At 68.0% G+C, this 26,618-nt stretch carries 24 protein-coding genes; 9 read left to right on the top strand and 15 right to left on the bottom strand.

Annotation, left to right across the window (positions count from 1 at the left end; genetic code table 11):
- Positions 1-52 precede the first annotated feature (52 nt).
- The 5 genes from leuA to AC07O8_RS07505 all read right to left on the bottom strand — a co-directional run bounded on the left by leuA (position 53) and on the right by AC07O8_RS07505 (position 6,464).
- The gene (gene leuA / locus AC07O8_RS07525; RefSeq protein ID WP_495047428.1) at positions 53-1,738 is read right to left on the bottom strand and encodes a 2-isopropylmalate synthase; all 1,686 of its coding nucleotides are present in this window, start codon (positions 1,736-1,738) and stop codon (positions 53-55) included.
- A gap of 254 nt (positions 1,739-1,992) precedes the next feature.
- On the bottom strand, positions 1,993-2,841 hold the full coding sequence (gene pssA, locus AC07O8_RS07520) for a CDP-diacylglycerol--serine O-phosphatidyltransferase (protein WP_495047427.1): 849 nt from the start codon (positions 2,839-2,841) through the stop codon (positions 1,993-1,995).
- Between the two features lie 92 nt (positions 2,842-2,933).
- Positions 2,934-3,950 (bottom strand): ketol-acid reductoisomerase, encoded by a 1,017-nt coding sequence (ilvC, locus tag AC07O8_RS07515; protein WP_067275671.1) that lies wholly within the window; start codon positions 3,948-3,950, stop codon positions 2,934-2,936.
- A gap of 50 nt (positions 3,951-4,000) precedes the next feature.
- Entirely contained in the window at positions 4,001-4,492 is a 492-nt protein-coding gene (ilvN, locus tag AC07O8_RS07510) for an acetolactate synthase small subunit (RefSeq protein WP_297529946.1), read from the bottom strand.
- Positions 4,493-4,667: 175 nt separating this feature from the next.
- On the bottom strand, positions 4,668-6,464 hold the full coding sequence (locus tag AC07O8_RS07505) for an acetolactate synthase 3 catalytic subunit (RefSeq protein ID WP_495047426.1): 1,797 nt from the start codon (positions 6,462-6,464) through the stop codon (positions 4,668-4,670).
- A gap of 281 nt (positions 6,465-6,745) precedes the next feature.
- Here AC07O8_RS07505 and AC07O8_RS07500 point away from each other — a divergent pair, with 281 nt between their 5' ends.
- The 5 genes from AC07O8_RS07500 to AC07O8_RS07480 all read left to right on the top strand — a co-directional run bounded on the left by AC07O8_RS07500 (position 6,746) and on the right by AC07O8_RS07480 (position 9,656).
- Positions 6,746-7,312 (top strand): RNA polymerase sigma factor, encoded by a 567-nt coding sequence (locus AC07O8_RS07500; protein ID WP_067275679.1) that lies wholly within the window; start codon positions 6,746-6,748, stop codon positions 7,310-7,312.
- Positions 7,309-7,827, top strand: a complete 519-nt coding sequence (locus AC07O8_RS07495; protein WP_495047425.1) for a DUF3619 family protein — start codon at positions 7,309-7,311, stop codon at positions 7,825-7,827. Before AC07O8_RS07500 ends, AC07O8_RS07495 begins: the two co-directional genes overlap by 4 nt.
- An 89-nt stretch (positions 7,828-7,916) precedes the next feature.
- Positions 7,917-8,696, top strand: a complete 780-nt coding sequence (locus AC07O8_RS07490; RefSeq protein ID WP_495047424.1) for a DUF3106 domain-containing protein — start codon at positions 7,917-7,919, stop codon at positions 8,694-8,696.
- A gap of 9 nt (positions 8,697-8,705) precedes the next feature.
- A complete protein-coding gene (locus tag AC07O8_RS07485; protein ID WP_495047423.1) occupies positions 8,706-9,257 on the top strand; it encodes an RDD family protein in 552 nt (183 codons plus the stop codon).
- Between the two features lie 21 nt (positions 9,258-9,278).
- Positions 9,279-9,656 (top strand): diacylglycerol kinase, encoded by a 378-nt coding sequence (locus tag AC07O8_RS07480; protein ID WP_495047422.1) that lies wholly within the window; start codon positions 9,279-9,281, stop codon positions 9,654-9,656.
- A 110-nt stretch (positions 9,657-9,766) separates the two neighbouring features.
- Here the strand turns inward: AC07O8_RS07480 and AC07O8_RS07475 are convergent, their stop codons facing one another.
- On the bottom strand, positions 9,767-10,105 hold the full coding sequence (locus tag AC07O8_RS07475; protein ID WP_067275693.1) for a P-II family nitrogen regulator: 339 nt from the start codon (positions 10,103-10,105) through the stop codon (positions 9,767-9,769).
- Between the two features lie 100 nt (positions 10,106-10,205).
- Positions 10,206-12,272 carry an NAD(+) synthase gene (locus tag AC07O8_RS07470; RefSeq protein WP_495047616.1) on the bottom strand — a complete coding sequence of 689 codons (2,067 nt, stop codon included), beginning with the start codon at positions 12,270-12,272 and terminating at the stop codon, positions 10,206-10,208.
- A 97-nt stretch (positions 12,273-12,369) separates the two neighbouring features.
- Between AC07O8_RS07470 and AC07O8_RS07465 the strand changes: the two genes are divergently transcribed.
- Positions 12,370-13,605, top strand: coding sequence for a GNAT family N-acetyltransferase (locus tag AC07O8_RS07465; RefSeq protein ID WP_495047421.1), 1,236 nt, complete (start codon positions 12,370-12,372; stop codon positions 13,603-13,605).
- Between the two features lie 9 nt (positions 13,606-13,614).
- Here AC07O8_RS07465 and AC07O8_RS07460 read toward each other — a convergent pair whose 3' ends face one another.
- From AC07O8_RS07460 to AC07O8_RS07445, 4 genes are all read right to left on the bottom strand, one after another.
- Positions 13,615-14,862 (bottom strand): glycosyltransferase, encoded by a 1,248-nt coding sequence (locus tag AC07O8_RS07460; RefSeq protein ID WP_495047420.1) that lies wholly within the window; start codon positions 14,860-14,862, stop codon positions 13,615-13,617.
- A gap of 240 nt (positions 14,863-15,102) precedes the next feature.
- The gene (gene ppa / locus AC07O8_RS07455; protein ID WP_067275699.1) at positions 15,103-15,651 is read right to left on the bottom strand and encodes an inorganic diphosphatase; all 549 of its coding nucleotides are present in this window, start codon (positions 15,649-15,651) and stop codon (positions 15,103-15,105) included.
- 180 nt (positions 15,652-15,831) lie between these two features.
- On the bottom strand, positions 15,832-16,785 hold the full coding sequence (locus tag AC07O8_RS07450) for a 2-hydroxyacid dehydrogenase (protein ID WP_495047419.1): 954 nt from the start codon (positions 16,783-16,785) through the stop codon (positions 15,832-15,834).
- Between the two features lie 54 nt (positions 16,786-16,839).
- On the bottom strand, positions 16,840-17,829 hold the full coding sequence (locus tag AC07O8_RS07445) for a Bug family tripartite tricarboxylate transporter substrate binding protein (RefSeq protein WP_495047418.1): 990 nt from the start codon (positions 17,827-17,829) through the stop codon (positions 16,840-16,842).
- Between the two features lie 241 nt (positions 17,830-18,070).
- Here AC07O8_RS07445 and AC07O8_RS07440 point away from each other — a divergent pair, with 241 nt between their 5' ends.
- The 3 genes from AC07O8_RS07440 to AC07O8_RS07430 all read left to right on the top strand — a co-directional run bounded on the left by AC07O8_RS07440 (position 18,071) and on the right by AC07O8_RS07430 (position 22,899).
- Complete coding sequence (locus AC07O8_RS07440; RefSeq protein WP_495047417.1) at positions 18,071-19,288, top strand: citrate synthase family protein; 1,218 nt, start codon at positions 18,071-18,073, stop codon at positions 19,286-19,288.
- A gap of 365 nt (positions 19,289-19,653) precedes the next feature.
- A complete protein-coding gene (locus AC07O8_RS07435) occupies positions 19,654-21,861 on the top strand; it encodes a sodium-translocating pyrophosphatase (protein ID WP_495047416.1) in 2,208 nt (735 codons plus the stop codon).
- A 180-nt stretch (positions 21,862-22,041) separates the two neighbouring features.
- A complete protein-coding gene (locus tag AC07O8_RS07430; RefSeq protein ID WP_495047415.1) occupies positions 22,042-22,899 on the top strand; it encodes a J domain-containing protein in 858 nt (285 codons plus the stop codon).
- A 21-nt stretch (positions 22,900-22,920) separates the two neighbouring features.
- On the opposite strand, the gene AC07O8_RS07425 is transcribed toward AC07O8_RS07430, so the two are convergent.
- The 4 genes from AC07O8_RS07425 to AC07O8_RS07410 form a co-directional block, all read right to left on the bottom strand.
- Positions 22,921-23,550 (bottom strand): ABC-type transport auxiliary lipoprotein family protein, encoded by a 630-nt coding sequence (locus tag AC07O8_RS07425; RefSeq protein ID WP_495047414.1) that lies wholly within the window; start codon positions 23,548-23,550, stop codon positions 22,921-22,923.
- The gene (locus tag AC07O8_RS07420) at positions 23,547-24,509 is read right to left on the bottom strand and encodes an MlaD family protein (RefSeq protein WP_495047413.1); all 963 of its coding nucleotides are present in this window, start codon (positions 24,507-24,509) and stop codon (positions 23,547-23,549) included. The genes AC07O8_RS07425 and AC07O8_RS07420 overlap by 4 nt, the downstream gene beginning before the upstream one ends.
- 67 nt (positions 24,510-24,576) lie before the next feature.
- Complete coding sequence (locus AC07O8_RS07415) at positions 24,577-25,443, bottom strand: ABC transporter ATP-binding protein (RefSeq protein WP_495047412.1); 867 nt, start codon at positions 25,441-25,443, stop codon at positions 24,577-24,579.
- Positions 25,440-26,597 (bottom strand): ABC transporter permease, encoded by a 1,158-nt coding sequence (locus AC07O8_RS07410; RefSeq protein ID WP_495047411.1) that lies wholly within the window; start codon positions 26,595-26,597, stop codon positions 25,440-25,442. Before AC07O8_RS07410 ends, AC07O8_RS07415 begins: the two co-directional genes overlap by 4 nt.
- Between the last annotated feature and the right edge of the window lie 21 nt (positions 26,598-26,618).

The raw sequence follows: 26,618 nt of genomic DNA, 5'->3' as shown, positions 1-26,618 counted from the left end.
GTTTAGGCGGCACCAGGGTGACATCGAGGCGGCCCCGAGGCCGCCCGGGATCTCACACGGCGACGCGGTCGGCCAGCTTCAGTACACCACGCTGCGACGCGCGGCGCAGGCCGGAGACGATCGCCTTCAGCGACGCCGACGCGATGTTGCCGTCCATGCCGACGCCGAACAGCGTCGCTTCGCCCACGCGCAGCTCCAGGTAGGCCACGGCCTGCGCGTCGGCGCCGCTGCCCATCGCGTGCTCGTGGTAGTCCAGCACCCGCACATGGGTCTTCAGCAGCTTGTTCAAGCCCTCGACGAACGCGTCGATCGGTCCCTTGCCCTGGCCGTCGATCTTGACCATGCGCACGCACAGGTCGGCCTGCGCCTGGACGCGGGTCTGGCCGTCTTCCGCCGTGTCGATCTGCGGGTGCAGCGAGGGCGCCTGCTTCACGCCGTACTCGCGGTCGAAGATCCGCCACAGATCGGCCGCGCCGAGCTCCTTGCCGTTCGTGTCCATCACGCCCTGGACGATCTGGCTGAACTCGATCTGCAGGCGGCGCGGCAGTTCGATGCCGTACTCCGCCTCGAGCAGGTAGGAGATGCCGCCCTTGCCCGACTGGCTGTTGACGCGGATCACCGCCTCATAGCTGCGGCCCAGGTCCTTCGGGTCGATCGGCAGGTACGGAATTTCCCAGACATCGCCGTCCTTGCGGGCGGCAAAGGCTTTCTTGATGGCGTCCTGGTGCGAGCCGGAGAACGAGGTGTAGACCAGCTCGCCGACATACGGATGGCGCGGATGCACCGGCAACTGGTTGCAATGCTCGACGCAGCGGCGGATCTCGTCGATGTCGGAGAAATCCAGTCCCGGATGCAAGCCCTGCGTGTACAGGTTGAGCGCGACATTCACCAGGTCCAGGTTGCCGGTGCGCTCGCCGTTGCCGAAGAGGCAACCTTCGAGGCGGTCGGCACCGGCCATGATCGACAGCTCGGCGGCGGCCGTGCCGGTCCCGCGATCGTTGTGCGGATGGACCGACAGCACGATGCAATCGCGCCGTTCCACGTTGCGCCCCATCCACTCGATCATGTCGGCGAACAGGTTCGGCGTGGAATGCTCGACCGTCGACGGCAGGTTGATGATGATCTTGCGCTCGGGGGTCGCCCCCCAGGCCTCGGTCACCGCGTCGACGACGCGCTTGGAGAAGCTCAACTCGGCGCTCGAGAACATCTCCGGCGAATACTCGAAGCGGAAGTCCGTCTCCGGCTGCTTGTCGGCGAACTCGCGGATCATCCGCGTGTGGGTGACGGCCAGATCGACGATCTCGTCCTCGCTCATGCCCAGCACGACGCGGCGCATGACCGGCGCGACGGCGTTGTACAGGTGGACCACGGCGCGCTTGGCACCGATCAGCGATTCAAACGTGCGCTCGATCAGCGGCTGGCGCGCCTGCGTCAAGACCTGGATCGTCACGTCGTCGGGGATGTGGCCCTGCTCGATCAGCAGCCGCACGAAGTCGAAATCGGTCTGCGACGCGGACGGGAAGCCGACCTCGATCTCCTTGAAGCCGATCTTCACCAGCATCTGGAACATGCGCAGCTTGCGCTCGGGGTCCATCGGCTCGATCAACGCCTGGTTGCCGTCACGCAGGTCGGTGCTCAGCCACAGCGGCGCCTTCGTGATCTGCACGTCGGGCCAGCGGCGGTCCGGAAGGGCGATGGGGGCGAAGGCGCGGTACTTGGTCTGCGGTTGCTTGAGCATGAGAGCGTTCCTGTGGGTTCAGGGGCGCAACTCGCAGACTCTCCAGAAACAGGAACGGCCCGTTGCGAGTTGCATTCGGGCCGTTGATCTGGGATGAGCGTCTGGATGGACGGACGTGCGCGATCTAGCGAACCCGAGGGTCACCTGGTAGTAGCAGCGCAATTCGGGCCGGAGACGTCATAGCTGTTGAATATAGAGGTGCGGCGCGTGCAGCGTCAACGTCAGTGGGCGAATGGCCGCGCCTCGAGCATTCGCTATCGGTGAAGGCCCGCTTCATCGGGCTCGTCGGTGGACATGGCAATCACGCTCGCCGGCTTGCCCTTGGCGCGCCGCACCGCATAGACGACGTAGCCCGAGATGCCGTAGGCGCAGAAGACGCCGAACAACACCCGCGGCGGATCGATGTTGATCGCCGCGATGGCCAGCATGATCACCACCAGCACGATGAAGGGCACCGAGCGCTTGAAGGTGATGTCCTTGAAGCTGTAGAACGGTGCGTTGGTCACCATCGTCAGGCCGGCGTAGAGCGTGAAGCCGAAGGCCAGCCACGCCAGCGTCGGATCGCGATGGATGTCCTTGTAGCCGGAGCTGTCGAGCGCCCAGATGAGGCTCATCACCAGCGCCGCGGCGGCCGGGCTGGGGACGCCCTGGAAGAAGCGCCGGTCGACCACCGCGATATTCGTGTTGAAGCGAGCCAGACGCAGCGCGGCGCCAGCGATGTAGACGAAGGCGGCGAACCAGCCCCACTTGCCCAGCCCCTGCAGTGCCCAGGAATACATGATCAGCGCCGGCGCCGCGCCGAACGAGACCATGTCGGACAGCGAGTCCATCTGTTCGCCGAAGGTGCTCTGCGTATTGGTCATGCGGGCGACGCGACCGTCCAGGCTGTCGAGCACCATCGCGGCGAAGATGCCGTAGACGGACTGCTCGAAGCGGCCGCCGATGCCCATCACGATCGCGTAGAAGCCGCTGAACAGCGCCGCCAGCGTGAACAGGTTGGGCAGCAGGTAGATGCCCTTGTGGCGCGGGCGCTGCGGGGCGTCGAGGGCATCCGCCTCGTCCTCGTCGAGCAGGTCCACGTTCTTGTTTCCAGTCGAATTCATGGGGGCGGAGGATAACCCAGCGCATCAATGGAAAAGGCCGCGCGGTGCGACCCGCGCGGCCTTCTGGACTGATCTGACGCGATCTGCGGGGATCAGTTCTTGGACTTGTCGACCAGCTTGTTGGCCTTGATCCACGGCATCATCGCGCGCAGTTGCTCGCCGACCTGCTCGATCGGGTGCTCGGCGGTCAGCCGACGGCGGCTGATCAGCGTCGGCGCGCCGGCCTTGTTCTCCAGGATGAAGGACTTGGCGTATTCGCCGGTCTGGATGTCCTTCAGGCACTGGCGCATCGCGTCCTTGGTCGCGGCGGTCACCACGCGCGGGCCGGTCACGTACTCGCCGTACTCCGCGTTGTTGGAGATCGAGTAGTTCATGTTGGCGATGCCGCCTTCATAGATCAGGTCGACGATCAGCTTCAGTTCGTGCAGGCACTCGAAGTAGGCCATTTCCGGCGCATAACCGGCTTCGGTCAGCGTCTCGAAGCCGGCCTTGATCAGTTCGACGGCACCGCCGCAGAGCACGGCCTGCTCGCCGAACAGGTCGGTCTCGGTCTCTTCACGGAACGAGGTCTGGATGATGCCGGCCTTGCCGCCGCCGTTCGCGGCCGCGTAGCTCAGGGCCAGGTCACGCGCCTTGCCGGTCTTGTCGGCGTAGACGGCGATCAGGTGCGGCACACCGCCGCCCTGCTTGTAGGTGTTGCGCACCGTGTGGCCCGGGGCCTTCGGGGCGACCATCCACACGTCCAGGTCCTCGCGCGGCTGCACCTGGCCGTAGTGGACGTTGAAGCCGTGGGCGAAGGCCAGCGACGCGCCCTGCTTGATGTTGGGCTCGACTTCCTTCTTGTAGACGTCGGCGATCTGCTCGTCGGGCAGCAGGATCATGACCACGTCCGCGGCCTTCACCGCGTCGGCGATCTCGGCGACCTTCAGGCCGGCGCCCTCGGCCTTGGCCCAGGACGCACCGCCGCGGCGCAGACCCACGGTGACCTTCACGCCGCTCTCGTTCAGGTTCTGGGCATGGGCGTGGCCTTGTGAGCCGTAGCCGATGATGGTGACGTTCTTGCCCTTGATCAGGCTGAGGTCGGCGTCCTTGTCGTAATACACGTTCATGGTGGTCTCTCCGGGGAAAACAGGTCAGGGTTGTTCAGTGAAGGATGCGCTCAGACGCGCAGGATGCGTTCGCCGCGGCCGATGCCGCTGGTGCCGGTGCGCACGGTCTCGAGGATCGCGCTGCGGTCGATCGCGTCGATGAAGGCGTCGAGCTTGCTGGCGTCGCCGGTCAGCTCGATCGTGTAGGTCTTCTCGGTGACGTCGATGACGTGGCCACGGAAGATGTCGGCGGTGCGCTTGAGCTCCTCGCGCTCCTTGCCGACGGCGCGCACCTTGATCAGCATGAGTTCGCGCTCGATGTAGCGGCCCTCGGTCAGGTCGACGACCTTGACCACCTCGATCAGGCGGTTCAGGTGCTTGGTGATCTGCTCGATCACGTCGTCGCTGCCGCTGGTGACGACGGTCATCCGGGACAGCGACGGGTCTTCCGTCGGTGCGACGGTGAGGCTCTCGATGTTGTAGCCCCGGGCGGAGAAGAGTGCCACGACGCGCGACAGCGCGCCCGGCTCGTTCTCGATGAGCAAAGCAATGATGTGTTTCATGGAATCTCGTCCTTCGCGCTCTTCAGACCGCCGGCGGTAACCGGTCGGCCCTTGGCCACGCTCTTCGATCTAGGAATCAGGCCGGTTCGCCCTGAGCGGTTCGGACCGTCCGCCGCCGGTCGCGACGCGCGCGGTAACGCGCGTCACGCCGGACGGCTTCAAGCCGTCACCCGTCTCAGAGGTCCTCGGACCCCAGCAGCATCTCGGAGATGCCCTTGCCCGCCTGCACCATCGGCCAGACGTTCTCGGTCGGATCCGTGCGCACATCGATGAAGACGGTGCGGTCCTTCAAGCGCATCGCCTCCCGCAACGCGGGCTCCACGTCCGAAGGCTTCTCCACCAGCAGACCGACATGCCCGTAGGCCTCGGCCAGCTTGACGAAGTCCGGCAGTGCATCCATGTAGCTGTGCGAGTAACGCTTGCCGTAGTCCAGCTCCTGCCACTGCCGCACCATGCCCAGGTAGCGGTTGTTCAGCGAGACGACCTTCACAGGCGTCTTGTACTGCTGGCAGGTGGACAGCTCCTGGATGTTCATCTGGATGCTGCCTTCGCCGGTGATGCAGAACACCTCCGACTCGGGCTTCGCCAGCTTGATGCCCATGGCGTATGGAAGGCCCACGCCCATCGTGCCGAGGCCGCCGGAATTAATCCAGCGACGCGGCTCGTTGAATCGCAGGAACTGCGCCGCCCACATCTGGTGCTGACCGACGTCCGACGTGAAGTAGGCGTCGCGGTCGCGGGTCAGATTCCACAGCGTCTCGAGGACGTACTGCGGCTTGATGACCTCGTTGGACTGCTTGTAGGCCAGGCAGTCGCGCTTGCGCCAGTCGTTGATCTGGCTCCACCAGGCGTTGATCGCGTCGGCGTCAGGTCTTGCCTGCGCTTCCCTGATCTGCACGATCAGTTCCTGCAGCACGTCCTTGACGTCGCCGACGATCGGGATGTCCACGCGCACGCGCTTGGAGATCGAGGACGGGTCGATGTCGACGTGGATGATCTTGCGGTCGACCGACGAGAAGTGCTTCGGGTTGCCGATCACGCGGTCGTCGAAGCGCGCGCCGACGGCCAGCAGCACGTCGCAGTGCTGCATCGTCATGTTGGCTTCGTAGGTCCCGTGCATGCCCAGCATGCCCAGGAAACGCGGATCGCTGCCCGGCATCGCGCCCAGGCCCATCAGCGTGTTCGTGCAGGGGTAGCCCAGGAGCTCGACCAGTTGGCGCAGTTCCGCCGTGGCCTCGCCCAGGATCACGCCGCCGCCGGTGTAGATGTAAGGCCGCTTGGCCCCCATCAGCAGTTGGACCGCCTTGCGGATCTGACCGCTGTGGCCCTTCTTCACCGGGTTGTAGGAGCGCATCTCGACGCGCTCCGGGTAATGGAACGCGGTGCGATTGAGCGAGACGTCCTTCGGGATGTCCACCACGACCGGGCCGGGACGGCCGGTACGCGCGATGTGGAACGCCTTCTTCAGCGTCATCGCGAGGTCCCGCACATCCTTGACCAGGAAGTTGTGCTTGACGATCGGGCGCGTGATGCCGACGGTGTCGCATTCCTGGAAGGCGTCGAGGCCGATGGCGGGCGTCGGGACCTGACCGGTGATGATCACCATCGGGATCGAGTCCATGTACGCCGTCGCGATGCCGGTGATCGCGTTCGTGACGCCGGGTCCGGAGGTCACCAATGCGACGCCGACTTCGCCGCTCGCCCGGGCGTAGCCGTCGGCGGCGTGCACGGCGGCCTGCTCATGACGGACCAGCACGTGCTGGATGGCGTCCTGCTTGTAGAGCGCGTCGTAGATGTAGAGGACGGCGCCGCCTGGATAGCCCCAGAGGAACTTCACGCCTTCGGCCTGAAGACTCTGAACCAGGATTTCGGAGCCATTCAGTTCCTGACCGGAACTGACGGAATGGGGGTGCGGTTGTGAGCGAGCTTCCGTGATCGCTGCACGTTTGATGTCCGCGGCAGACATGTCCATATGTCGAACCTCTGAGTTTTTTCTCTGACGAAAAACCATCGGTGCTTCTCCTCGCGCTCTTGTGAAGCGGACTTGAAACGTCGCGTCAAAAACAGGGGCGCCCCGGTTGGGCGGCCTACTTGAGACAGAAAATGCGGTGTGCGAGTCGCCGATTATGCACGCAAACCCGCAGACGTCCGGAACCGATGGCGGTCTGTAGCGCTGATGCGATAATCCGCGCCGTTTTGCCCGCTCGACCGCCCCAGACCCGACCCAGACCCGCCCTTTGACGGCGCCAGCCCTTGGCCACAGACAAAGAACTCAACGACTTTCTCAAGACCGCCGACCGTCGCGCCTTCAAGCGCACGGTCTACATGGTTCGAGACGAGGACGCCGCGCTGGACATCGTCCAGGACGCCATGATCCGGTTGGCCGAGAAGTATTTCGACCGTCCGGCGGCGGAGCTGCCGCTGCTGTTCCAGCGCATCCTGTCCAACGCCACGATGGACTGGTTCCGGCGGCAGAAGGTGCGCAACGCCCTGTTCAGCAACCTGTCGGATTTCGAAGGCGCCGATCCTGGCGACGACTTCGACCTGCTGGAATCGCTGGAGACGCGGGAAGGATCCATGGGCGCGCTGTCCGCCGCGGACGAGGTGTCGCGCGTTCAGGTGTTGGCCGCGATCGAACAGGAAGTTGCAGCTTTGCCAGCACGTCAACGGGAAGCCTTCCTGCTGCGTTACTGGGAGGAACTCGACGTCGCCGAAACGGCAGCGGTCATGGGTTGCTCGGAGGGCAGCGTGAAGACACACTGCTCCCGCGCCGTGCATGCGCTGGCCAAAACGCTGAAAGCCAAGGGAATCTCGCTATGAAAAAGAACATGCCTGGAACGCCGCTGCCGCTCGAAGCGGACGCGCGCGTGACCCGTTTCGGCCTTCGCGTGGCCGCGGGTTTGACCGAGCAGAGCGAGACCCTCTCCGGCGATATCCAGGAACGGCTGCGCTTCGCGCGTGAGCAGGCGCTCGCCAAGGCGATGGCGGCGCGTGCCGCGGCGCCCGCGCAGACCGCTTCCGATACCCGCCAGGTGGGCGGCGGCACGCTGGCCTTGGGCGGCGGCGAGAAGACGCCGCGCTGGAGAAAGGCCGCGACGCTGCTGCCGCTGGCCCTGCTGCTGGGCGGCCTGCTGCTGATCCAGCACAGCCAGTGGTACGAGCAGATCCGCAGCGCGGCCGAACTCGACACCGAGATGCTTTCCAAGCCGCTGCCGCCGGCGGCGTACAGCGATCCGGGCTTCCGCGAGTACCTGAACGAGAACCAGACCGACGCCAACAACCCGAACGCCTCGGCCGATGGCGAGAAATCCGACGAAGCCAAATCGTCGCAGTGAGGCGGTGCGTGGCCAGTTCCCTCCGACTTCCCCCGCTCGCTGCGGGCCATTCCGGCGTTTTCCCTGATCTTTTTGCCTCGCGCCGCTGGGTGCTCCGCCTGAGTCTGGCCGTCGCCTGTGCGGCGTTCGCGTCCGGCGCCGCGACAGCCTCGGCCCAGGACACCGCCGCGTCCGCGCCGATCGATGGCGGTGCGAAGATCACCGTCACCGCGCCGCCCGCCTCGTCACCGGCGAGATCCATCGCGACCATCCCGTCCGGCACCTTGATCAGCAGCCAGAGCTGGGCTTCGCTGAGCGCGTCGCAGAAGGAAGCCCTGGCCCCCCTGTCCAAGGAATGGGACCAGCTCGATGGGGCCCGCAAGGGCAAATGGCTGGAAATTGCCGCCCGTTATCCGACGCTGCCGGCCGAGCACCAGCAGCGGCTGCGCGAACGCATGGCCGAATGGACCCGGATGTCGCCGTCGGAACGCCAGCGCGCCCGCATCGGCTACCAGCACGCCAGCGAACTGCGCGCGCCTGAACAGGAAACGAAGATGCGCGAGAAGTGGGACGCCTACCAGGCACTCCCCCCGGAGAAGCGTCAGCGCCTGGTGGAACGCGCCGCCGAGAAGGCGTCCGCCGCCGGCCGCGATGCCCCCCCGGCCCCCGCGCGGGCGAAGGCGCCGATCCAGCGCACCCCACTGACCGCCTCGACCGGTCCGACCATCGTCCAGGCCCTGCCCGGCGCGACGACCGTGCTGATGACGCAGCGCGCCGAGCCGCCGCTGCCCGGCGCCAGCGCGGCCCCCGGCCGGCCGATCCGCTCGCCGCGCGACGCGAGGCTCGACCCGGACACGCTGCTCCCCCGACGCGACCCGGCCAGCCGCTAAACTGGCCGGATGACCTCCGCACCCGTTGCCGGCGACGACACCCCGCCGGGCCTGATGCGCCGCCTCGCCGCCTTCATCTATGAAGGCGTCGTCCTGTTCGGCGTCGTGTTCATCGCCGGCTGGCTGTACTCGACGCTCACCCAGCAGCGCAATGCGCTGGTCGGGCAACACGGTCTGCAGGCCTTCCTGTTCCTGGTGCTGGGCATCTACTTCATCTGGTTCTGGTCGCGCGGCGGCCAGACGGTGGCCATGCGGGCCTGGCACCTGCGCGTCGTCGACACCCAGGGTCGTCCGCTCACGCAGGCACGGGCCACGGCGCGCTACCTCGCCGCCTGGCTCTGGTTCCTGCCGGCGCTGGCCAGCGTGCACCTGCTGGGTCTGGACCGGAGCACCGGCGCGATCTTCGGCACGATGTTCGCAGGCATCGCCGGCTATCTGCTGCTGGCCCGGCTGCATCCGCAGCGGCAGTTCCTTCACGACGTGATCTGCGGTACCCGCCTGATCACGCAGTTGCCGCCGCCTCGCCCGAAGAAGGCCACCGCCCTGCCGGCCGACTCCTGACTCCCCGATCCCCTTCCGACGATGAGCAACCCCCACAAGGGCCGCACCGGCCTGGATCGCATCCTGCACGCCGCCGGGTATTCCTGGGACGGACTGCGCGCCGCCTACCGCGGCGAGAGCGCTTTCCGTCAGGAGACCTGGCTCACCCTCATTGGCCTGCCGCTCGCGTTCTGGGTCGGACGGGACTGGGTGCAGGTGGCGCTGCTGGCCGGTTCGCTGATCCTGGTGCTGATCGTCGAGCTGCTGAACTCGGCGGTCGAGGCGGTCGTCGACCGCGTCTCGTTCGAACTGCACGACCTCAGCAAACGCGCCAAGGACATCGCCAGCGCCGCCGTGCTGCTGTCGCTGGTGCTGGCCGGCGGCATCTGGGTGGCCGCGCTCTGGCAGCATCTGCGCTGATGACGCCCGCCTGAAGGTCACGGCGCCCCGAGCGCATCAAAGACAAAGGGCGGACGCCATCCGGCGCCCGCCCTTCCTGTTTTCTGACGGACCCGTCGGGGTCCGCGCGGTCAGACGGCCGCTTCGTCCTGTTCGCCGGTGCGGATGCGGATGACCTGCTCCACGGCGGTGACGAAGATCTTGCCGTCGCCGATCTTGCCGGTCTTGGCGGCCTTCAGGATGGCGTCGATGGAGCGCTCGACCTCGTCGTCCTTCACCACGACCTCGACTTTCACCTTGGGCAGGAAGTCGACGACGTACTCGGCGCCGCGGTACAGCTCGGTGTGGCCCTTCTGACGGCCGAAGCCCTTCACTTCCGTGACCGTCAGGCCGGACGCGCCGACCTCGGCCAGGGCTTCTCGAACTTCGTCGAGCTTGAACGGTTTGATGATGGCGGTGATCTGTTTCATCACGGGGCTCCGAAAGGGGGATTGGCGGGCAAGACTGACACTGATTTAAGCACGGATCGTTTCCGACGGACGCCCTCCGTTGGAGAAGGGAGTCATCGCGTCAGTCGGGAATGCGGTCGAGTTCGGCGAGCCACACGGCGGGCTCGGAATCGCTCGGCGCGCGCCAGTCCCCGCGGGGCGAGAGCGACCCGCCGCTGCCCACCTTCGGCCCGTTGGGCACGCAGCTGCGCTTGAACTGGCTGCCGCGGAAGAAGCGGCTCACGAAGATCCGCAGCACGCGCTTGATCTCGGCGAGCGGGTACTCGTTGCGCTGGACGTGCTCGCCGTCGGGCCATTCGCCGCGCGCCTTGTCGGCCCAGGCGTGGCGCGCCAGGAACGCGATCTTGGCCGGCGAGTAGCCATGGCGGAGGGTGTAGAACAGGTTGAAGTCCTGCAGCTCGTAGCGGCCGATCCTTTCCTCGGTGCTCTGAAGCCCCGAGCCTTCCACGCGTGCATCCTGCGGCACGAGTTCGGGACTGATCTCGGTGTTCAGGATGTCGAGCAGCACTTCCTGCCCCGCGTGGCCGAGCTGCGCCGTCTCCGCGACCCAGCGCACCAGGTACTGGATCAGCGTCTTGGGCACCGACGCGTTCACGTTGTAGTGCGACATGTGGTCGCCGACGCCGTAGGTGCACCAGCCGAGCGCGAGTTCGCTCAGATCGCCGGTGCCGAGCACCAGCGCGCCGGTGTGGTTGGCCAGGCGGAACAGGTGGCTGGTGCGCTCGCCGGCCTGGACGTTCTCGAAGGTCACGTCGTAGACCGGCTCGCCGGCGGCGTACGGATGCCCGAGGTCCTTGAGCATCTGCTCGCAGCTCGGGCGGATGTCGATCTCGCGGGCCTCGCAGCCGATCTCGCGCATCAGGCGCAGGGCCTGGTCACGCGTGCGCGTGCCCGTGGCGAAGCCCGGCATCGTGACGCCGAGGATGTTCGTCCGCGGCCAGCCCATCTGGTCCATCGCGCGCGCGGCGACGAGCAAGGCATGCGTCGAGTCCAGCCCGCCCGAGATGCCGAGGACCAGCTTGTGGATGCCGCTGGACACGAGCCGCTGCACGAGCGCCTGGACCTGGATCTGGAAGACCTCGTTGCAGCGTTCGTCGCGGCGCTGGCGATCCGACGGCACATACGGGAAGCGCTCGATGCGGCGGCGCAGCGGCAGCGCCTGCGTGCGGTCCAGGCCCAGCTCGAACTCGACCGTGCGGACGGTCTTCAGCAGCGGCGCGTGATGCCGGACGGAATCGCCGAAGCTGGTCTGCCGCATCCGCTCGCGCGACAGCCGCTCGAGGTCCACGTCGGCCGACACGAGCTGCGAGCGGCGCTGGAAGCGTTCGCTCTCGGCGAGGAAGCTGCCGTTCTCGTAGACCAGCGCCTGGCCGTCCCAGGCGAGGTCGGTGCTGGACTCGCCGGCGCCGGCGGAGGTGTAGACATACGCCGCCAGGCAGCGCGCCGACTGCTGGCCGACGAGCTGATGGCGATAGCCCGACTTGCCGACCGTGATGTTGGAGGCCGACAGGTTCACGAGCACGGTCGCGCCGGCCAGCGCGGCGTACGACGACGGCGGGATGGGCGTCCAGACGTCCTCGCAGATCTCGACATGAAGGCGCAGCAGCGGCTGGTCGGTGGCCGCGACGACGAGCCGCGTGCCGAAGGCCACGCGCTGGCCGAGCAGGGTGATCTCCTCCGAGATCGCTTCGTCTGCGGCATTGAACTGGCGAGCCTCGTAGAACTCGCCGTAGTTCGGCAGGTAGGTCTTGGGCAGGACGGCCAGCAGACGACCACGCTGGAACACGACGGCGCAGTTGAACAGCCGGTGCTCGATGCGCAGCGGCAGGCCGACGATCGCGACGGTGGGCACATCGCGGGACACCGCCAGCAGATGCGCCAGGGCCGCCTCGCAGCCGTCGAGCAGCGGACGCTGATGGAAGAGGTCGTCGCTCGTGTACGCGGCCAGGCCCAGCTCGGGGAAGGCCGCGACCGCGGCGCCGTCCGCGGCGGCCTCGCGCAACAGCTGCGCGGTCTGTTCGCCGTTGAAGACCGGATCGGCCACGCGGCACAGCGGAATGCCGACGGCGATGCGGGCGAAGTCGTGGGCGTAGAGGTTGTCGAAGGACGGGCCGGCGGGAGAGACCATCGTCGAGCCGATCGGAGAGGGAGTCGTCGTCGCTTGCATGGACAGCATCCTGCCATCAAAGCCAGGGCTTTGAGCTTGCCTCTAAGATTTGCGGCGAATGACTGCCCCGCCCTCGCCTTCCTCCGCCGCCGCCGCGTCCGACACTGCGTCCGACACTGACGTCGCCCAGCCGCTCATCCGCGTCGACGACGACCCCGCCGCCCTGCCGCGCGATCAATGGAACGCGTTGCTGGCCGCCTCCCCGCTGCCGTCGCCGTTCATGAAGCTCGAGTACCTGAGCGCGATGCACGCGTCCGGCTCCGCCGTGCCCAGGAAGGGCTGGCAGGCGCAGTTCCTCAGTGTGTGGGTCGGCGACGAGCTGATCGCCGCCTGCCCCGCCTATCTCAAGGGTCACTCCTACGGCGAGTACGTGTTCGACTGGGCCTGGGCCGATGCCTATCAGCGTCACGGGCTCGCGTACTACCCGAAGCTGCTGGTCGCCGTGCCGTTCACGCCGGTGCCCGGCAGTCGCCTGCTGGCGAAGGACGCCGCCGCGCGCGAATGGCTGGTGAAGGCGCTGCGGGCCTTGACGGCGCGCTCGGAGCTGTCATCCGTGCACGTGCTGTTCGGCGACGACCAGGACCAGCGCGCCCTCACCGGCCACGACTGGCTGGCTCGCCAGCAGGTGCAGTTCCACTGGACCGGCGACGGGGTGCCACGTCCGTTCGCGGCCTACCTCGCGACGCTGCAGCGCGAGAAGCGCAAGAAGATCCAGCAGGAGCAGCGCAAGGTCCTCGAGGCCGGCATCCGCTTCGAGCCCAAGCGCGGCGCCGAGATCACGGCCGAGGACTGGGACTTCTTCTACGAGTGCTACACGCTGACCTACCTCGCGCACCGCAACAAGCCGTACCTGACGCGCGACTTCTTCGCACGGATGGCGTCGGACATGCCGGAGCACTGGTTGATGTTCGTCGCGCGGGATGCCGACGGGCAACGCGTGGCCGCCTCGCTGGTCGCGATCGATGACGCACAGCGCGCGGCCTACGGGCGCTACTGGGGCTCGACGCGCTACATCCCCAACCTGCACTTCGATGCGTGCTACTACCAGCCGTTGGCCTGGTGCCTGGAAAACGGCTGGCGCCGCTTCGAGGGCGGCGCGCAGGGGGAGCACAAGATGGCGCGCGGGTTGATGCCGGTGGCGACGCACTCGGCGCATTGGCTCGCGCATCCGCAGTTCCGTGAGGCGGTCGCGGATTTCCTCGCCCAGGAGGGCGAAGCGATGAGCGAATACATCGACGAACTCGAGCGGCATCAGCCGTTCAAGGCAACGCCGCCGGACGACGGCGCCGCCTGAGGACGGCGCTCAGCCGGTCGTCGTCGAGGTCACCAGCCGCGGCTGCGTGCGCACGGCCTCGCCGGCGTGCTCGCGGAAGAGCTTGGCGAGTTTCGTGGCCGCGTCGTCGACGTCATGTCGCGCGAGCACGCGCACACGGGCGGCTTCGCCCATGCGCTGGAGTTCGGCGTCGTCCAGCTGCAGGCAGTCGATCATGGCCTGCGCCAGCGGCTGCGGATCGCCGGCCGGCACCAGCCAGCCGTTCTCGGGCCGGACCAGTTCCGGGATCGCCGCGATCGCGGTGCTGATGACCGGGCGGCTCAAGGCCATCGATTCCATCACCACGACGGGCAAGCCTTCCGCGAAGCTCGACACCACCAGCGCCCGCGACGCGAGCATCTCCTCGCGCACCTGATCACTGCTGATCCAGCCGGTGATGCGCACACGGTCGCGCAACCGCAGGGCGTCGATGCGCGCCTCCACCGGCTCACGCAGTTCGCCGTCGCCGGCGAGCACCAGTTCGAAATCGATGCCCTTCGCGGCCACCAGCGCGGCGGCCTCCAGCATCAAGAGGTGGCCCTTCTGCTCGCACAGGCGGCCCACGGCCAGCAGGCGGCGACCGTTCGCCGGCGCCGCCGGGGTCGCATGGAACGCGGGCTCGACGCCGCAAGGGACGATCGGCACCTTGGCCCAATGCGAGTGATCCACCCAGCGGTAGATCTGGCTGCGGCAGAACGACGAGATCGCCACGACGAAGCGCGAGCGGCGGATCTTCTCGCCCAGGTGCAGCATCTCGGGCCGGTCGAACTCCTCGGAGCCGTGGCAGGTGAAGCTGTAGCCGGGACCGCCCAGCGCCTCGATCAGCGCGGCGACCTCGGTCGCGTTGGTCCCGAAGTGCGCGTGGACGTGGTTCACGCCCTCGGCGCGCAGCAGCGGGACAGCCATGCAGGCCTCCGCCAGATAGATGAAGTGCACCGGCAGCGGTCGATCGGCGCGGCGTCCCAGCTTCAGCGTCAGGGCCAGCGCCGACAGGAACTTCGCCGGCGACACCAGCGCCTGGCGCACCATCGCCTTCAGCAGCGGTCCGACGCCGCCGCGCAGCAGGTAGTGGGTGCGGGACTTCTCGTCCTGATCGGTTGGATCCGGGGCGGCGTCGTCCCAGCCACGGACCGCCAGCCGCATCACGTCGACGCCCTGTTGCTCCAGCGCCAGGATCTCCCGACGGATGAAGGTGTGGCTGACCTTGGGATAGTGATTGAGCAGGTACGCGACTTTCACGTGACGAGACTTCCGTGTGGTGAGTCGCCCATTTTGGTGCCACACGCACCACGGCACAACGTCAATCCCCAAAGCGGGGACATCTCAGTTGTAACGCACCGTGATGGCCCCTTCCTGGCACCACGTTTGCCACGCGGACATTCTTGCGGTCAGAAACGAAAAAGCGCCCCCATGGGGCGCTTGTCGTGCGGCGGCCGGCCTTGTCCAGGCCCGCTCAAGCCGGGTGTTCCGGCCTGCTGATCAGGCCTTCGCAGCCTGTTCAGCCTTCGCGTAGTTGGCCATCCCGTCGGTGATCTCCTTCTTCGCGGCTTCCGGGCCTTCCCAGCCTTTGACCTTCACCCACTTGCCGGCCTCGAGGTCCTTGTAGTGCTCGAAGAAATGCTGGATCGCCTTCAGGCGCATCTGGTTGATGTCCTCGGGCTTGGTCCAGTGCTCGTAGATCGGCAGGATCTTGGTGGTCGGCACGGCCAGCAGCTTGGCGTCGCCGCCGGCTTCGTCGTCCATCTGCAGCACGCCGATGGCGCGGCAGGTCACCACCACGCCCGGGGTCAGCGGGAACGGCGTGATCACCAGCACGTCGACCGGATCGCCGTCGTCCGCCAGCGTTTGCGGGACGTAGCCGTAGTTGCACGGGTAGTGCATCGCCGTCGTCATGAAGCGGTCGACGAACAGCGCGCCGCTTTCCTTGTCGACCTCGTACTTGATCGGGTCGGCGTTCATCGGGATCTCGATGACGACGTTGAACTGCTCGGGCGCCTTCGCGCCGGGGGTGACTTTGTGCAGGCTCATGGTGGTGGACAGCGGTGAAAGCGGTGAAAGCGGGGGAATCCGGAGGGTTCCGGAAAAGCTGCAATTCTAGAGGCTCGCCTGAACCGGCCCTGACGCCCTCCCCGTCGCGGGGATTCGTCATCCAGCCGCCATCCTTCCTCCCATCCGTCCCCCGCAGCCCCCGCCGCCCCGTCACCAGGGTCAGGTCGTGAGGCTGTGCGCAGGCCGTTCGCCGGCCAGCGCCTGCGCCACGCTCTCCAGCACCATCCGCCCCATCGCGGCGCGAGTCTCCTCGGTCGCGCTGGCGCGGTGCGCCTGCAGCACGACGTTGTCCAGGTCCAGCAGGGCCGCCGGCACGTTGGGTTCGTCGGCGAAGACGTCCAGGCCCGCGCCCGCGATGCGCTTCTCCTGCAGCGCCTTCACGAGATCGGACTCCTTCACGAGGCGGCCGCGCGCGACGTTGATCAGGAATCCGCGCGGGCCGATCGCGTCGAGGACTGTCGCGTCGATGAGGTCGCGGGCCTTGTCCGCCGCGGCGCAGACGATCAGCGCATCGCTGTCGCGCGCGAGTTGCACGAGGTCGGTCTCGAAGGCCCACGGCACGCCGGGGATCTCCGCCAGGTCGGTGTAACGCACCGGGCATCCGAAAGCGCCGACGCGCTGCGCCACCGCGCGGCCCACGCGTCCGAGACCCACGATGCCCACGCGCATCCCGCTCACGCGGCGCGCCAGCGGGATCGCATTCGGCTGCGGGAACTTCGGCCACAGGCCGCCGCGCACGAAGCGGTCCACCGACGCCACGTTGCGCGCCGTCGCCAGCAGCAGCGCCAGCGCCATGTCGGCGACGTCCTCGGTCAGCGCGCCGAAGGTGCCGGTCACCGGCAGCCTGCGGACGCGGGCGTACGCGATGTCGACCGCGTCCGTGCCGACACCGTTCACCGCGACGACCTCCAGCGCCGGCAGCCGCTCCATCATCGACCGCGAGATGCCCGTATGCCCGCCGGTGATCACGCCGCGCATGGCGGCGCCGTGCGCCGCGATGTAGGCGTCCGGATCGCTCTGCTCGAACAGCCGATGCATCGTGTACAGCGCGTCCAGCTCCGCATTGATCGCGGGCACGAGGATGGGATTGAGTTGCAGGATGTGCGGCTTCATGGCGCTCTTTGCTTCAGGACGGTTTGGAAGGGATTCATTTGGGCTCATTCGGCCTCATTCGGGCTGGATACCGGCCGTCTTGATGACCGCGCCCCAGCGCTTGTATTCGGCGGCCTGGAAGCTGGCGAGTTCCGCCGGCGTCGACGTGAACGGCTCCATGCCGTTCTGCTCGACGAAGCGCTTCACCGGCTCCGCCGTCATGGCCTTTTGCATCAGCGCGTTGATGCGCTCGACGACGGCCGTCGGCGTGCCTGCCGGCGCGTAGACCGCGTTCCAGTAGCTGATCTCGTAGCCGGGCAGTCCGGCCTCGGCGATCGTCGGCAGGTCGGGCACCAGCGGTGAGCGCTTCGGACTGCTCACGCCCAGCGCCTTGAGCTTGCCCGCCTTCACCTGCGGCAGGCTGGTGGTCAGGTCCACGATCATCAGATCCACCTGACCGCCGACCAGGTCGACCATCGCCTGCGGATTGGCCTTGTACGGCACGTAGGTCAGCTGGGTCTGCGTCATCTGCTGGAACAGCTCGGCCGCCACGCGCGCCGACGAACTGCCGGCGCCGAAGGTGAGCGGCTGCTTCTTGGCGATCGCGCTGAGCTCGGTGACGTTACGCGCCGGGATGCGCGGATTCGTCACCAGCAGCAGGTAGCCCTTGACCAGGGCGCCGACCGGCGCGAAGTCCTTCACCGGGTCGTACGCCAGCTTGCGGAACAGATGGGGATTGGCCGCCTGCGTGGTGTTGGTGGTGATGAAGAGCGTGTAGCCGTCAGCCGCCGAGCGGGCCACCGCCTGCGCGGCGATGCCGCCGCTGGCGCCGGCCTTGTTCTCGACGACCACAGGCACCTTCGTGGCGGCGGTGATCTCCGCACCGATGGCGCGGGCGAGTCCGTCCGTCGTGCTGCCGGGACTGGAGCCGACCACGATCGTGATCGCCCGGGACGGATAGGTCTCGCCCTGCGCGAGGGCGCCGAAGGCAGCGAGGCAGGCAGCCCCGAAGAGGACAAGCGCGGCGTGGCGCCGGGTGCGCTGGCGGCGAGGGGTGAAGGTCATGCGGTTGTCTCCAATGATGGGCATGAAGGCCGGCATTGCGGCGGCTTCTGATCGGCCGCCGTCGATGTGGCGTGAACCCATGCTGGCAGCGCCCGGAGACAGGGTCAATATTGATGATCAATATCAATCTGAGCCCGAGACACTCGATCATTGCGGCCAAATCTCGGCATCGTCGGCGCGTGGACAGTCATCATGTTGACGAATACATTGACACCCATCGACAACGCGACATGAGCACCGGATGGCCGCCTGGATGACCCTGGATGAAGCGCGCGACGCCCTTGGCGTGCGCGCCCAGACGATCTATGCCTACGTGAGTCGGGGACGCATCGGCGTCGAGCCCGATCCCCAGGACTCGCGGCGCAGCCTCTACCGCGCCGAAGACGTCAAAGCGCTGGTGCGCCGCAAGGAAACCGGGCGCACACGCGAGACGCTCGCGGCGACCACGCTGTTCGGCGCCGAACCCAGCCTCCCGACGGCCGTCTCCACGTTCTCGGGCGGACGGCCCTTCTACCGGGGCGTCGACGTCGTCGAGCTGGCCGCGACCGCGACGTTGGAAGACGCGGCACGCCTGCTGTGGAACGTCGAGGCACCGCCGTCGTTCCCGCGTCCCGCCGTCGCCACGGTTTCGCCGTCGCGCGCGGTGCTCGAGGTCGTCGCCGCACTGCCGACCGGGCGCGCCCGCGCGTTCGCCGAACTGGCGGCACTCACCGCCACGGGACATTCGACGCGCGGCCGCGTGCCTCGCGTGCTGATCGAGGAAGCGTCCGCGCTGGTCGGCCGGCTGGCAGTCGCCTTCGGTGCGTCGGACGAGGAGTCGCTGCCGCTGCATGAACGCCTCGCGCGAGGCTGGGGCCAGCCGCGCGCGGTCGCCGCGCTGCTGCGCAAGACGCTGGTCCTCGCGGCCGATCACGAGATCACCAGTTCGGCGTTCTCCGCGCGCATCACGGCATCCACCGGCGCCTCCCTGCCGGCCTGCCTGCTCGCCGGCCTCACGACCTTCTCCGGTCCTTTGCACGGCGACGCCTCGGGCCGCGTGCGCACGCTGTTCGATGAAGTGGAACGCGACGGCGCCGATGCCGTCGTCGACCGCTACCTGGCGGCGGGAATGCCACTGCCCGGATTCGGCCATCACATCTACCCTGATGGCGACCCGCGTGCGGCATCGCTGATGGCGGACTTCAAGCCGCCCGCCGCGATTGCCCGCCTGATCGAACGCACGGTCGCGCTGACTGGCCTGCCACCGTCGATGGACGTGGCGCTGGCCGCGCTCGTCGCGCGTTACAAGCTGCCGCCGGACGCCGGGTTCGCGATCTTCGCGATCGCGCGCAGCGTCGGTCTGCTGGCCCACGCGATGGAGCAGCTCACGACCGATTCGGTGATCCGTCCGCGCGGACGTTACATCGGCCCCAGCGCTGGGGGCCCGGTCGATCCTCGCAAGGAGCGCCGCAAGCGCTGACGACGGTCCTCGGTCCGGAGAAGCCGGCGGAGCCGGTGCCCCTCGGAGCGAATTCCGAGCGGCGAGGAGGAGATTGAGCGGAGAGGGGCACCGGCTCCGCCGGCTTCGGGCGCTGCGCACCGACCCCGTGTAAAGGCTACGTGACGAAGCAGATGACATGCCCGGGGCCAGTTGTTGCCCCGCCCCTGCAAAGCCTGACACCGGCCTTGCAAAGCCCGTGAATCCGCTGGTAAACGCTCATGCCATGCACTATTCACGGCCTTAGCATCGATCGACGGACTGTTGCTGTTGCGTGCGCGCAGGCCCGGCGCCCGCTGGATGGAACCGTCTCACGGATCAAAGAATCAGCGAGAGGAGACAACCTTATGTCGACGAGTTTGGCGCTGTACTTCGCACTGGCCTGCGGGCTGGCGGCGGTGCTTTACGGCTTTATCCAACGCAGCTGGATCCTGAGCCAGGACCCCGGCAATCCCCGCATGCAGGAGATCGCCGGCGCGATCCAGCAAGGTGCCGCGGCCTACCTGGCGCGGCAATACCGGACCATCGCGATCGTCGGCGTCGTGCTGGGCATTCTCATCGGCGTCGCGCTGGACTGGAAGTCGGCGATCGGCTTCTTCATCGGCGCCGTGCTGTCCGGCGGCTGCGGCTTCATCGGCATGAACGTGTCGGTGCGCGCCAACGTGCGCACCGCGCAGGCGGCGACGCAGGGTATCGGCCCGGCGCTCAATGTCGCGTTCAAGGGCGGTGCCATCACCGGCATGCTGGTCGTGGGCCTGGGCCTGCTCGGCGTGGGCCTGTTCTTCATGTGGGTCAGCGACAGCGGCACGCGCGTGGACAGCCAGACGCTCAAGCCGCTGCTGGGGCTGGCCTTCGGTTCCTCGCTGATCTCGATCTTCGCGCGGCTGGGCGGCGGCATCTTCACCAAGGGGGCCGACGTCGGCGCCGACCTCGTCGGCAAGGTCGAGGCGGGCATCCCCGAGGACGATCCGCGCAACCCGGCGGTGATCGCCGACAACGTCGGCGACAACGTCGGCGACTGCGCCGGTATGGCGGCCGACCTCTTCGAGACCTACGCGGTCACGCTGATCGCCACGATGGCGCTGGCAGCGCTCACCTTCGGCGGCATGTCCATCGCGGCCATCGTGTACCCGCTGGTGCTGGGCGGCGCGTCCATCATCGCCTCCATCATCGGCTGCAGCTTCGTCAAGGCCAGCCCCGGCATGAAGAACGTGATGCCGGCGCTCTACAAGGGCCTGATCGTCGCAGGCGTGCTCTCGGCCATCGCCTTCTGGTTCATCACCCGCGCGCTGTTCCCGCAGGACCTGACCCTGCCGGGCGGACAGACCATCGGCGCCACCGCCCTCTTCCTGTCGTGCCTGGTCGGCCTGCTGCTGACCGCCGCGATGGTGTGGATCACCGAGTACTACACCGGCACCGACTACAAGCCGGTGCAGCACGTGGCGCAGGCCTCGACCACCGGCCACGGCACCAACATCATCGCGGGGCTGGGCGTATCCATGCGCTCCACCGCCTGGCCGGTGCTGTTCGTCTGCATCGCGATCCTGGTCGCCTTCAAGCTGGCCGGGCTCTACGGCATCGCGATCGCGGCCACGGCCATGCTCAGCATGGCGGGCATCGTCGTGGCGCTCGACGCCTACGGGCCGATCACCGACAACGCCGGCGGCATCGCCGAGATGGCCGACCTGCCCGCCAGCGTGCGCGACATCACCGATCCGTTGGACGCCGTCGGCAACACCACCAAGGCCGTGACCAAGGGCTACGCGATCGGATCCGCGGGCCTGGCGGCCCTGGTGCTCTTCGCCGACTACACCCACGCGCTCGAGCAGCAGGGGCTGTCGGTCAGCTTCGACCTGAGCAACCACATGGTCATCGTCGGCCTGTTCATCGGCGGGCTGATCCCCTACCTCTTCGGCGCGATGGCGATGGAGGCGGTGGGGCGCGCGGCGGGCTCGGTCGTCGAGGAAGTGCGGCGCCAGTTCCGCGACATCAAGGGGATCATGGAAGGCACCGCCAAGCCCGAGTACGGCCGCGCGGTGGACATGCTCACCGCCGCGGCGATCAAGGAAATGATCGTGCCGTCGCTGCTGCCGGTGATCGTGCCGATCGTGGTGGGCCTGCTGCTCGGCCCGGCCGCGCTGGGCGGACTGCTGATGGGCACCATCGTCACCGGGCTGTTCGTCGCCATTTCGATGTGCACGGGCGGCGGCGCCTGGGACAACGCCAAGAAGTACATCGAGGACGGCCACCACGGCGGCAAGGGCTCCGAGGCCCACAAGGCCGCGGTCACCGGCGACACCGTCGGCGACCCCTACAAGGACACGGCGGGTCCGGCGGTCAACCCGCTGATCAAGATCATCAACATCGTCGCCCTGCTGATCGTGCCGCTGCTGCCGGCGGCCGGCATCAGCGGCCCTGCGGCGGGGGCGCACACGCCGCCGGCCTTGACCGCGCCGGCGGCCGACACTTCCGTGCCCGCCTCCGCGACTATCGGCGTGCCGGACGTGGTGGCCAGCGGGCCGACGGAGGCGGCCAGCGCGGCGTCCGCACCCTGAACCACCTGGAAATGCCCTGACCGGCAGGGAGCGATCGTGACCTCTGGGCGACGCTCGCCCGGTCCTCGGTGAAAACGCTGAGAAAAACAGCCCCGCGAGGGGCTGTTTGCGCTTTGAAGGCGCATGCGCTCACGGCAGAATCGGCAGTCAATACCAGAACCTCCACGGACGCCACGCCACATGCTCAGCCAGGCCATCACGCCGCGCGATTTCGAACGCCGCCGCGAGCAATTGGCCGAGCTCCAGCGCTACCTGGCGTCGCAGGAAACCGAGTACGCGGAGTGCCGGCAGCGCATGCAGCGCTTCGTGGACCGTTACGTCGCGGCGCTGGGCCCGCTGTACATGGAGCTGGACGCGCTGGAATCGCAGCTGTACTGCGCGATGCGCTACCTGCACGATGCGCTGGCCCGCAACGGGCTCGATGCCCGTGCGCCCGATTCGCCCCGCGCCACGGCGATGCCGCACCTGCCAGTGCTGCCGGCTGGCGCGCCGCTCCCGGCCGAGCCGGAGGGCGGCCTGGTGCAGGTCGGCCCGCCGCCGCTGAAGACCCTCTACCGTCGCGCCGCGAAGCGGCTGCATCCGGACCTCGCGCCGGACGACGCCGAACGCCTGCACCGGGAACGCAAGATGGCCGAGGTCAACGAGGCCTACGACGCCTGCGACCGGGAGCGCCTGGAAGCGCTGCTGCTGGCCGCCGGCGAGAGCCTGGTGAAGGTGCGCGGCGGCGATGCGGACGCGGTCATGGAATGGCTGCGCGGCGCGGAGCGCGCGGTGCAGGGACGGTTGCGTGTCGTCCAGGCGCACTTGGCGCTGCTGAAGAGTCACACGATGCACGAGCTGGGCGAGTCGATCGAACGCGCCGAGAAGCGCGGTCTGGATCCGCTCGGCATCATGGCCAACCGCCTGCGCGCGCAGATCACCGAGCGTCGCCAGGAGCTCTACATCGGGCAGCGCCTGCAGCCCGAATCCAGCATGGCCGAGGCCTTCCTGCGCCAGCGCCAGCAGCGCCTGGGCGGCGGGATCGCGGCGTCGCACTGACGCTGCCCCCGCCGCCGAGGGTCAACGCCGCCCGCGCGCTTGCGGGACTCGTGGCGACAAGGTCGCCGCCCAGGCCGCGATCTCAGGACCCAAGGCATCGACCGCGGCGGCCGTCGCCTTGACGGCGCCTTCGGCATTCGACCCCGCCGGTTCCGATCGATCGAACGCGCGCTGCGTGCCGTCCTCGGCGGTCGCCATGACCCGCACCTGCACTTCGCTGCGCGACGCGCCGGAGAAGTTCTGCAGGCTCTCCTCGAGTTCCAGCGTCACGCCGATGGTGACCTGAGGATCCGCGCCGGCGGCCACCGGCGCACGGGCGATCTGCTGGCGCATCCGCGACGCCACGAGCACCGGCAGCGGCGCCGCCCAGCGCGAGTCGCGATACACGCGTCGCGCATACGGATCCGAATCGGCGAGCCGATACGCGATCCCGGTGCCTTGCAGCGTCTCCGCCGCGGTGACCGCCTGCAGCTCGACGCGCTTGGCCAGCGGGGCCTGCTGCGGCCATGCCGGTGCGGGGCCGAGGTCCATCTGCGTCGGCGGCGGCGGACGGCTGCCGCAGGCACCCAGCGTCGCCGCGAGGGCGAGGCCGCCGAGCAGCAGCGCGCGGCGCATGCCGCTGGTCCGCGGGAATTCGATGTGCTCGTTCATTTCTTCGCTCCCGCCTCGAAGCCTGTTTCACCGGGTCCGGGCGCGCCGGGCGTCGGACCGAGGATCAGGCTCTGCGGCTGATCGCCGATGTTCTGCGCCGCGCGCTCCAGGGCGCGGGCTGCCGCGGACAGATCGTCCAGGACCGCACGTTGTCGCGGCTTGTCCGCCGAGCCGACCAACGACAGCTCCACGCGCCGCAGCGTGCGCTGCATCTGCACCGCCGCGTCGCCCAGCTGATCGATCGCAGCGGCCTTGCCCTTGTATTCGTCCGCGAGTTCGCCGCCCTGTTTCGCGAGCGTGTCGATGTTGCCCAGCGTCTGCCGTCCCGCGACCACGAGACCATCGGTGTTCTTCACCAGGCCTGGCAGCGCCTGCGCTGCCGGCCGCAACGACTTGACCAGCTCGTTGAGTCCGGCGGAGGCTTCGTTCAGCTGTGCCAGCGTCTGGCTCACCTGCTGCTGGTTGCTGTCGCTGAGCACCTTCTGGATGCGATCCATCGTCGCCAGCGCGCCGGCCGCGAGCTTCGGGCCTGCGTCCTGCAACTGGTCGAGGAAGCCCGGCGCGAGCGCGATGCGTCGCGTCTGCAGCACGCTCTGCCTGGGATCCGCCGGATCCTGCCCGTCGTACAGGTCGATGAACGAGAGCCCGGTGATGCCCTGATAGCCCAGCTTGGCCACGGTCCCGGGCGCGATCGGCGCATCGGCATCGACCTCGATCGCCACGAGGATCTGCTTGGGCTGCGCCGGGTCGAAACGGATGCTGTCGACCTTGCCGACCTGGACGCCGCGCAGCTTCACCGGCGCCTTGACGTTCAGCCCCGGCACACCCGCCGAGGTCACCACCGTGAAGGTCTGCGTGTCGCCGCGGTCGTCCCGGAACCAGAGGATGACCGCCACCAGCGCCGCCCCGAGCAGCAGCACGAAGAGGCCCGTGGCCAATGCATGTGCCTTGTTTTCCATGTGCTCGCCCGAGTCCTTGTGGTTGATCGTTGTTCGTGGGGTGGAGAGTCCGCCGACGTCGCCGCGCTCAGGCCGGCATCTCGTCGCGGTGCTGCAGCGCGTCGCGGTAGCTGCGCAGGTTGTCCGCGGCGCAGCGGTCCGTGTGGCCGAGGAAGAAGTTGCGGATGAACGGGTGCTTCTGCTTCACCACCAGTTCCAGCGGCCCGTGCGCGATCAGGTGCTGGTCCGCGAGCACCGCCACGCGATCGGCGATCGCGAACAGGGTGTCCACGTCATGCGTGACCATCACCACCGTCAGCGCCATCTCGCGCCGCAGGCTCTCGATCAGCTGCACGAAGTTCTTCGAACTCGCCGGATCGAGACCGGCCGTCGGCTCGTCCAGGAACAGCAGTTGCGGATCCATGATCAGCGAGCGCGCCAGCGACACCCGCTTGACCATGCCGCCCGAGAGTTCCGCCGGCATCTTGATGCCGTCCTCCGGCTTGAGGCCGACCTGCTGCAGCTTGGTCATGACCAGCTCCGCGATCAGGTCCTTGGGCAGGCTCTTGAGCTCGCGCAGCGGCAGCGCGACGTTGTCGAACACCGACAGCGCCGAGAACAGTGCGCCTTGCTGGAACAGCACGCCCCAGCGGTGGCGGACCTGGGCGAGGTCGGTCGCCTCGCACTTGCCCAGCTTGTGGCCGAAGACCAGCACCTCGCCCTCGCTGGGCCGCTCCAGGCCCAGCATGAGCCGCAGCAGCGTCGTCTTGCCGCTGCCCGAGCCGCCGATGATGGCCAGCACCTCGCCCGCGGTGACTTCCAGGCTCAGGTCCTTGTGGATGCGCACACCGCCGAGCACCGTGCCCACGTGGCGTACCTCGATCACCGGATCGCCCGGTTGGACGTTCAGTTCCTCGACGGCCTCGGCCGAGGTCGGTTCGACACATCCGCTCATGCTTTCAACCCCACGTCGGAGAACATCACCGCGAAGATCGCGTCCACGATGATGACCACGGTGATCGCGCTCACCACCGAATCGGTGGTGCCGGTCCCGAGGCTTTCGCTGTTCGGCTTGATCCGCAGCCCGAAATGGCAGGCCACGAACGCGATCATCAGCCCGAACACCGCCGATTTGGCCAGTCCCAGCCACAGGTTGGCCACCGGCACCGCAGCCGGCAGGCCTTGCAGGAACTGCACGTAGTCCAGGCCCAGCGTCGCCCTGGCGGCGATCATGCCGCCGAGCAGGACCATGCTGCTGGTCCAGGTCATGACCAGGGGCAACGACAGTGCCAGGGCCACCATCTTGGGCACGACCAGGCGGATCGTGTGCGAGATGCCCATCACCGAGAGCGCGTCCAGCTCCTGCGTCACCCGCATCACGCCGAGCTGCGCCGTCATCGCCGAGCCGCTGCGCCCCGCCACCAGGATCGCCGCGAGCAGCGGCCCCAGCTCGCGCCAGACGCTGATCCCGAGGATGTTGATGACGTAGATGTCGGCACCGTAGCTCTGCAGCTGCTTGGCGGTCAGGTAGGACAAGGTGATGCCGACCAGCACGCCCACCAGCGCCGTGATGCCCAGCGCCTGGGCGCCGCTGCGGTAGAGGTGGGCGGAGATGTCCTTCCACGCGATCAGGTTGGGATGACGGACCACGGTGCCGAGGTCGCGCGTGACCTGGCCGAGCAGCGCGGTCGCATCCAGCAGGTGGCTGGCGAGGTTGAGCAGGCCTTGTCCGAACTGGCGCACGTTCTGCGCGCGCGGCGGCCGGGCCGGTTTGCCCTGCTTGCTGCCCAGCCGCGCGAACAGCGCCTGGAACATGTCCGCCATCGGCGCCGGCGGCCAGCGCAGGTCTTCCGGCTGCCGGCGCCCCCAGGCCTGCCACAGCAGCAGCGCGCCGGTGGGATCGAGCCGGCGCACCGCGCTGAGGTCCCAGGACACGTTGGCGGTCGGCACCTCGCCGAGTTCCCCGCGCAGCGCCTCGACGCGCTCGCGCAACGCCAGCAGCGTCCAGTCGCCTTCCAGCCGTGCCTGGATGCGTCCGCCCTCGCCGGACTCGCGCAGCAGGCGCGGTGACGGGTCGTTGACGTCGTGGTTTTCCAGAGGGGCGTCCATTGGGGTCAGAGCATAGCCGCG

The organism is Roseateles sp. GW821-FHT09G09 (genome assembly GCF_059415965.1).
The sequence above is the reverse complement of the archived record's forward strand: the minus strand, read 5'-3'. Positions and strand labels throughout refer to the sequence as shown.

Excerpts from the sequence above, each read along its gene's own strand:
- leuA (WP_495047428.1), bottom strand. The coding sequence starts at position 1,738 with ATGCTCAAGCAACCGCAGACCAAGTACCGCGCCTTCGCCCCCATCGCC.
- AC07O8_RS07425 (WP_495047414.1), bottom strand. The coding sequence starts at position 23,550 with ATGAACGAGCACATCGAATTCCCGCGGACCAGCGGCATGCGCCGCGCG.
- AC07O8_RS07445 (WP_495047418.1), bottom strand. The coding sequence starts at position 17,829 with ATGACCTTCACCCCTCGCCGCCAGCGCACCCGGCGCCACGCCGCGCTT.
- AC07O8_RS07440 (WP_495047417.1), top strand. The coding sequence starts at position 18,071 with ATGGCCGCCTGGATGACCCTGGATGAAGCGCGCGACGCCCTTGGCGTG.
- AC07O8_RS07430 (WP_495047415.1), top strand. The coding sequence starts at position 22,042 with ATGCTCAGCCAGGCCATCACGCCGCGCGATTTCGAACGCCGCCGCGAG.
- AC07O8_RS07450 (WP_495047419.1), bottom strand. The coding sequence starts at position 16,785 with ATGAAGCCGCACATCCTGCAACTCAATCCCATCCTCGTGCCCGCGATC.
- ppa (WP_067275699.1), bottom strand. The coding sequence starts at position 15,651 with ATGAGCCTGCACAAAGTCACCCCCGGCGCGAAGGCGCCCGAGCAGTTC.
- AC07O8_RS07480 (WP_495047422.1), top strand. The coding sequence starts at position 9,279 with ATGAGCAACCCCCACAAGGGCCGCACCGGCCTGGATCGCATCCTGCAC.
- AC07O8_RS07470 (WP_495047616.1), bottom strand. The coding sequence starts at position 12,272 with ATGGTCTCTCCCGCCGGCCCGTCCTTCGACAACCTCTACGCCCACGAC.
- AC07O8_RS07415 (WP_495047412.1), bottom strand. The coding sequence starts at position 25,443 with ATGAGCGGATGTGTCGAACCGACCTCGGCCGAGGCCGTCGAGGAACTG.
- AC07O8_RS07410 (WP_495047411.1), bottom strand. The coding sequence starts at position 26,597 with ATGGACGCCCCTCTGGAAAACCACGACGTCAACGACCCGTCACCGCGC.
- ilvN (WP_297529946.1), bottom strand. The coding sequence starts at position 4,492 with ATGAAACACATCATTGCTTTGCTCATCGAGAACGAGCCGGGCGCGCTG.
- AC07O8_RS07505 (WP_495047426.1), bottom strand. The coding sequence starts at position 6,464 with ATGGACATGTCTGCCGCGGACATCAAACGTGCAGCGATCACGGAAGCT.
- AC07O8_RS07435 (WP_495047416.1), top strand. The coding sequence starts at position 19,654 with ATGTCGACGAGTTTGGCGCTGTACTTCGCACTGGCCTGCGGGCTGGCG.
- ilvC (WP_067275671.1), bottom strand. The coding sequence starts at position 3,950 with ATGAACGTGTATTACGACAAGGACGCCGACCTCAGCCTGATCAAGGGC.
- pssA (WP_495047427.1), bottom strand. The coding sequence starts at position 2,841 with ATGAATTCGACTGGAAACAAGAACGTGGACCTGCTCGACGAGGACGAG.
- AC07O8_RS07475 (WP_067275693.1), bottom strand. The coding sequence starts at position 10,105 with ATGAAACAGATCACCGCCATCATCAAACCGTTCAAGCTCGACGAAGTT.
- AC07O8_RS07465 (WP_495047421.1), top strand. The coding sequence starts at position 12,370 with ATGACTGCCCCGCCCTCGCCTTCCTCCGCCGCCGCCGCGTCCGACACT.
- AC07O8_RS07420 (WP_495047413.1), bottom strand. The coding sequence starts at position 24,509 with ATGGAAAACAAGGCACATGCATTGGCCACGGGCCTCTTCGTGCTGCTG.
- AC07O8_RS07485 (WP_495047423.1), top strand. The coding sequence starts at position 8,706 with ATGACCTCCGCACCCGTTGCCGGCGACGACACCCCGCCGGGCCTGATG.
- AC07O8_RS07495 (WP_495047425.1), top strand. The coding sequence starts at position 7,309 with ATGAAAAAGAACATGCCTGGAACGCCGCTGCCGCTCGAAGCGGACGCG.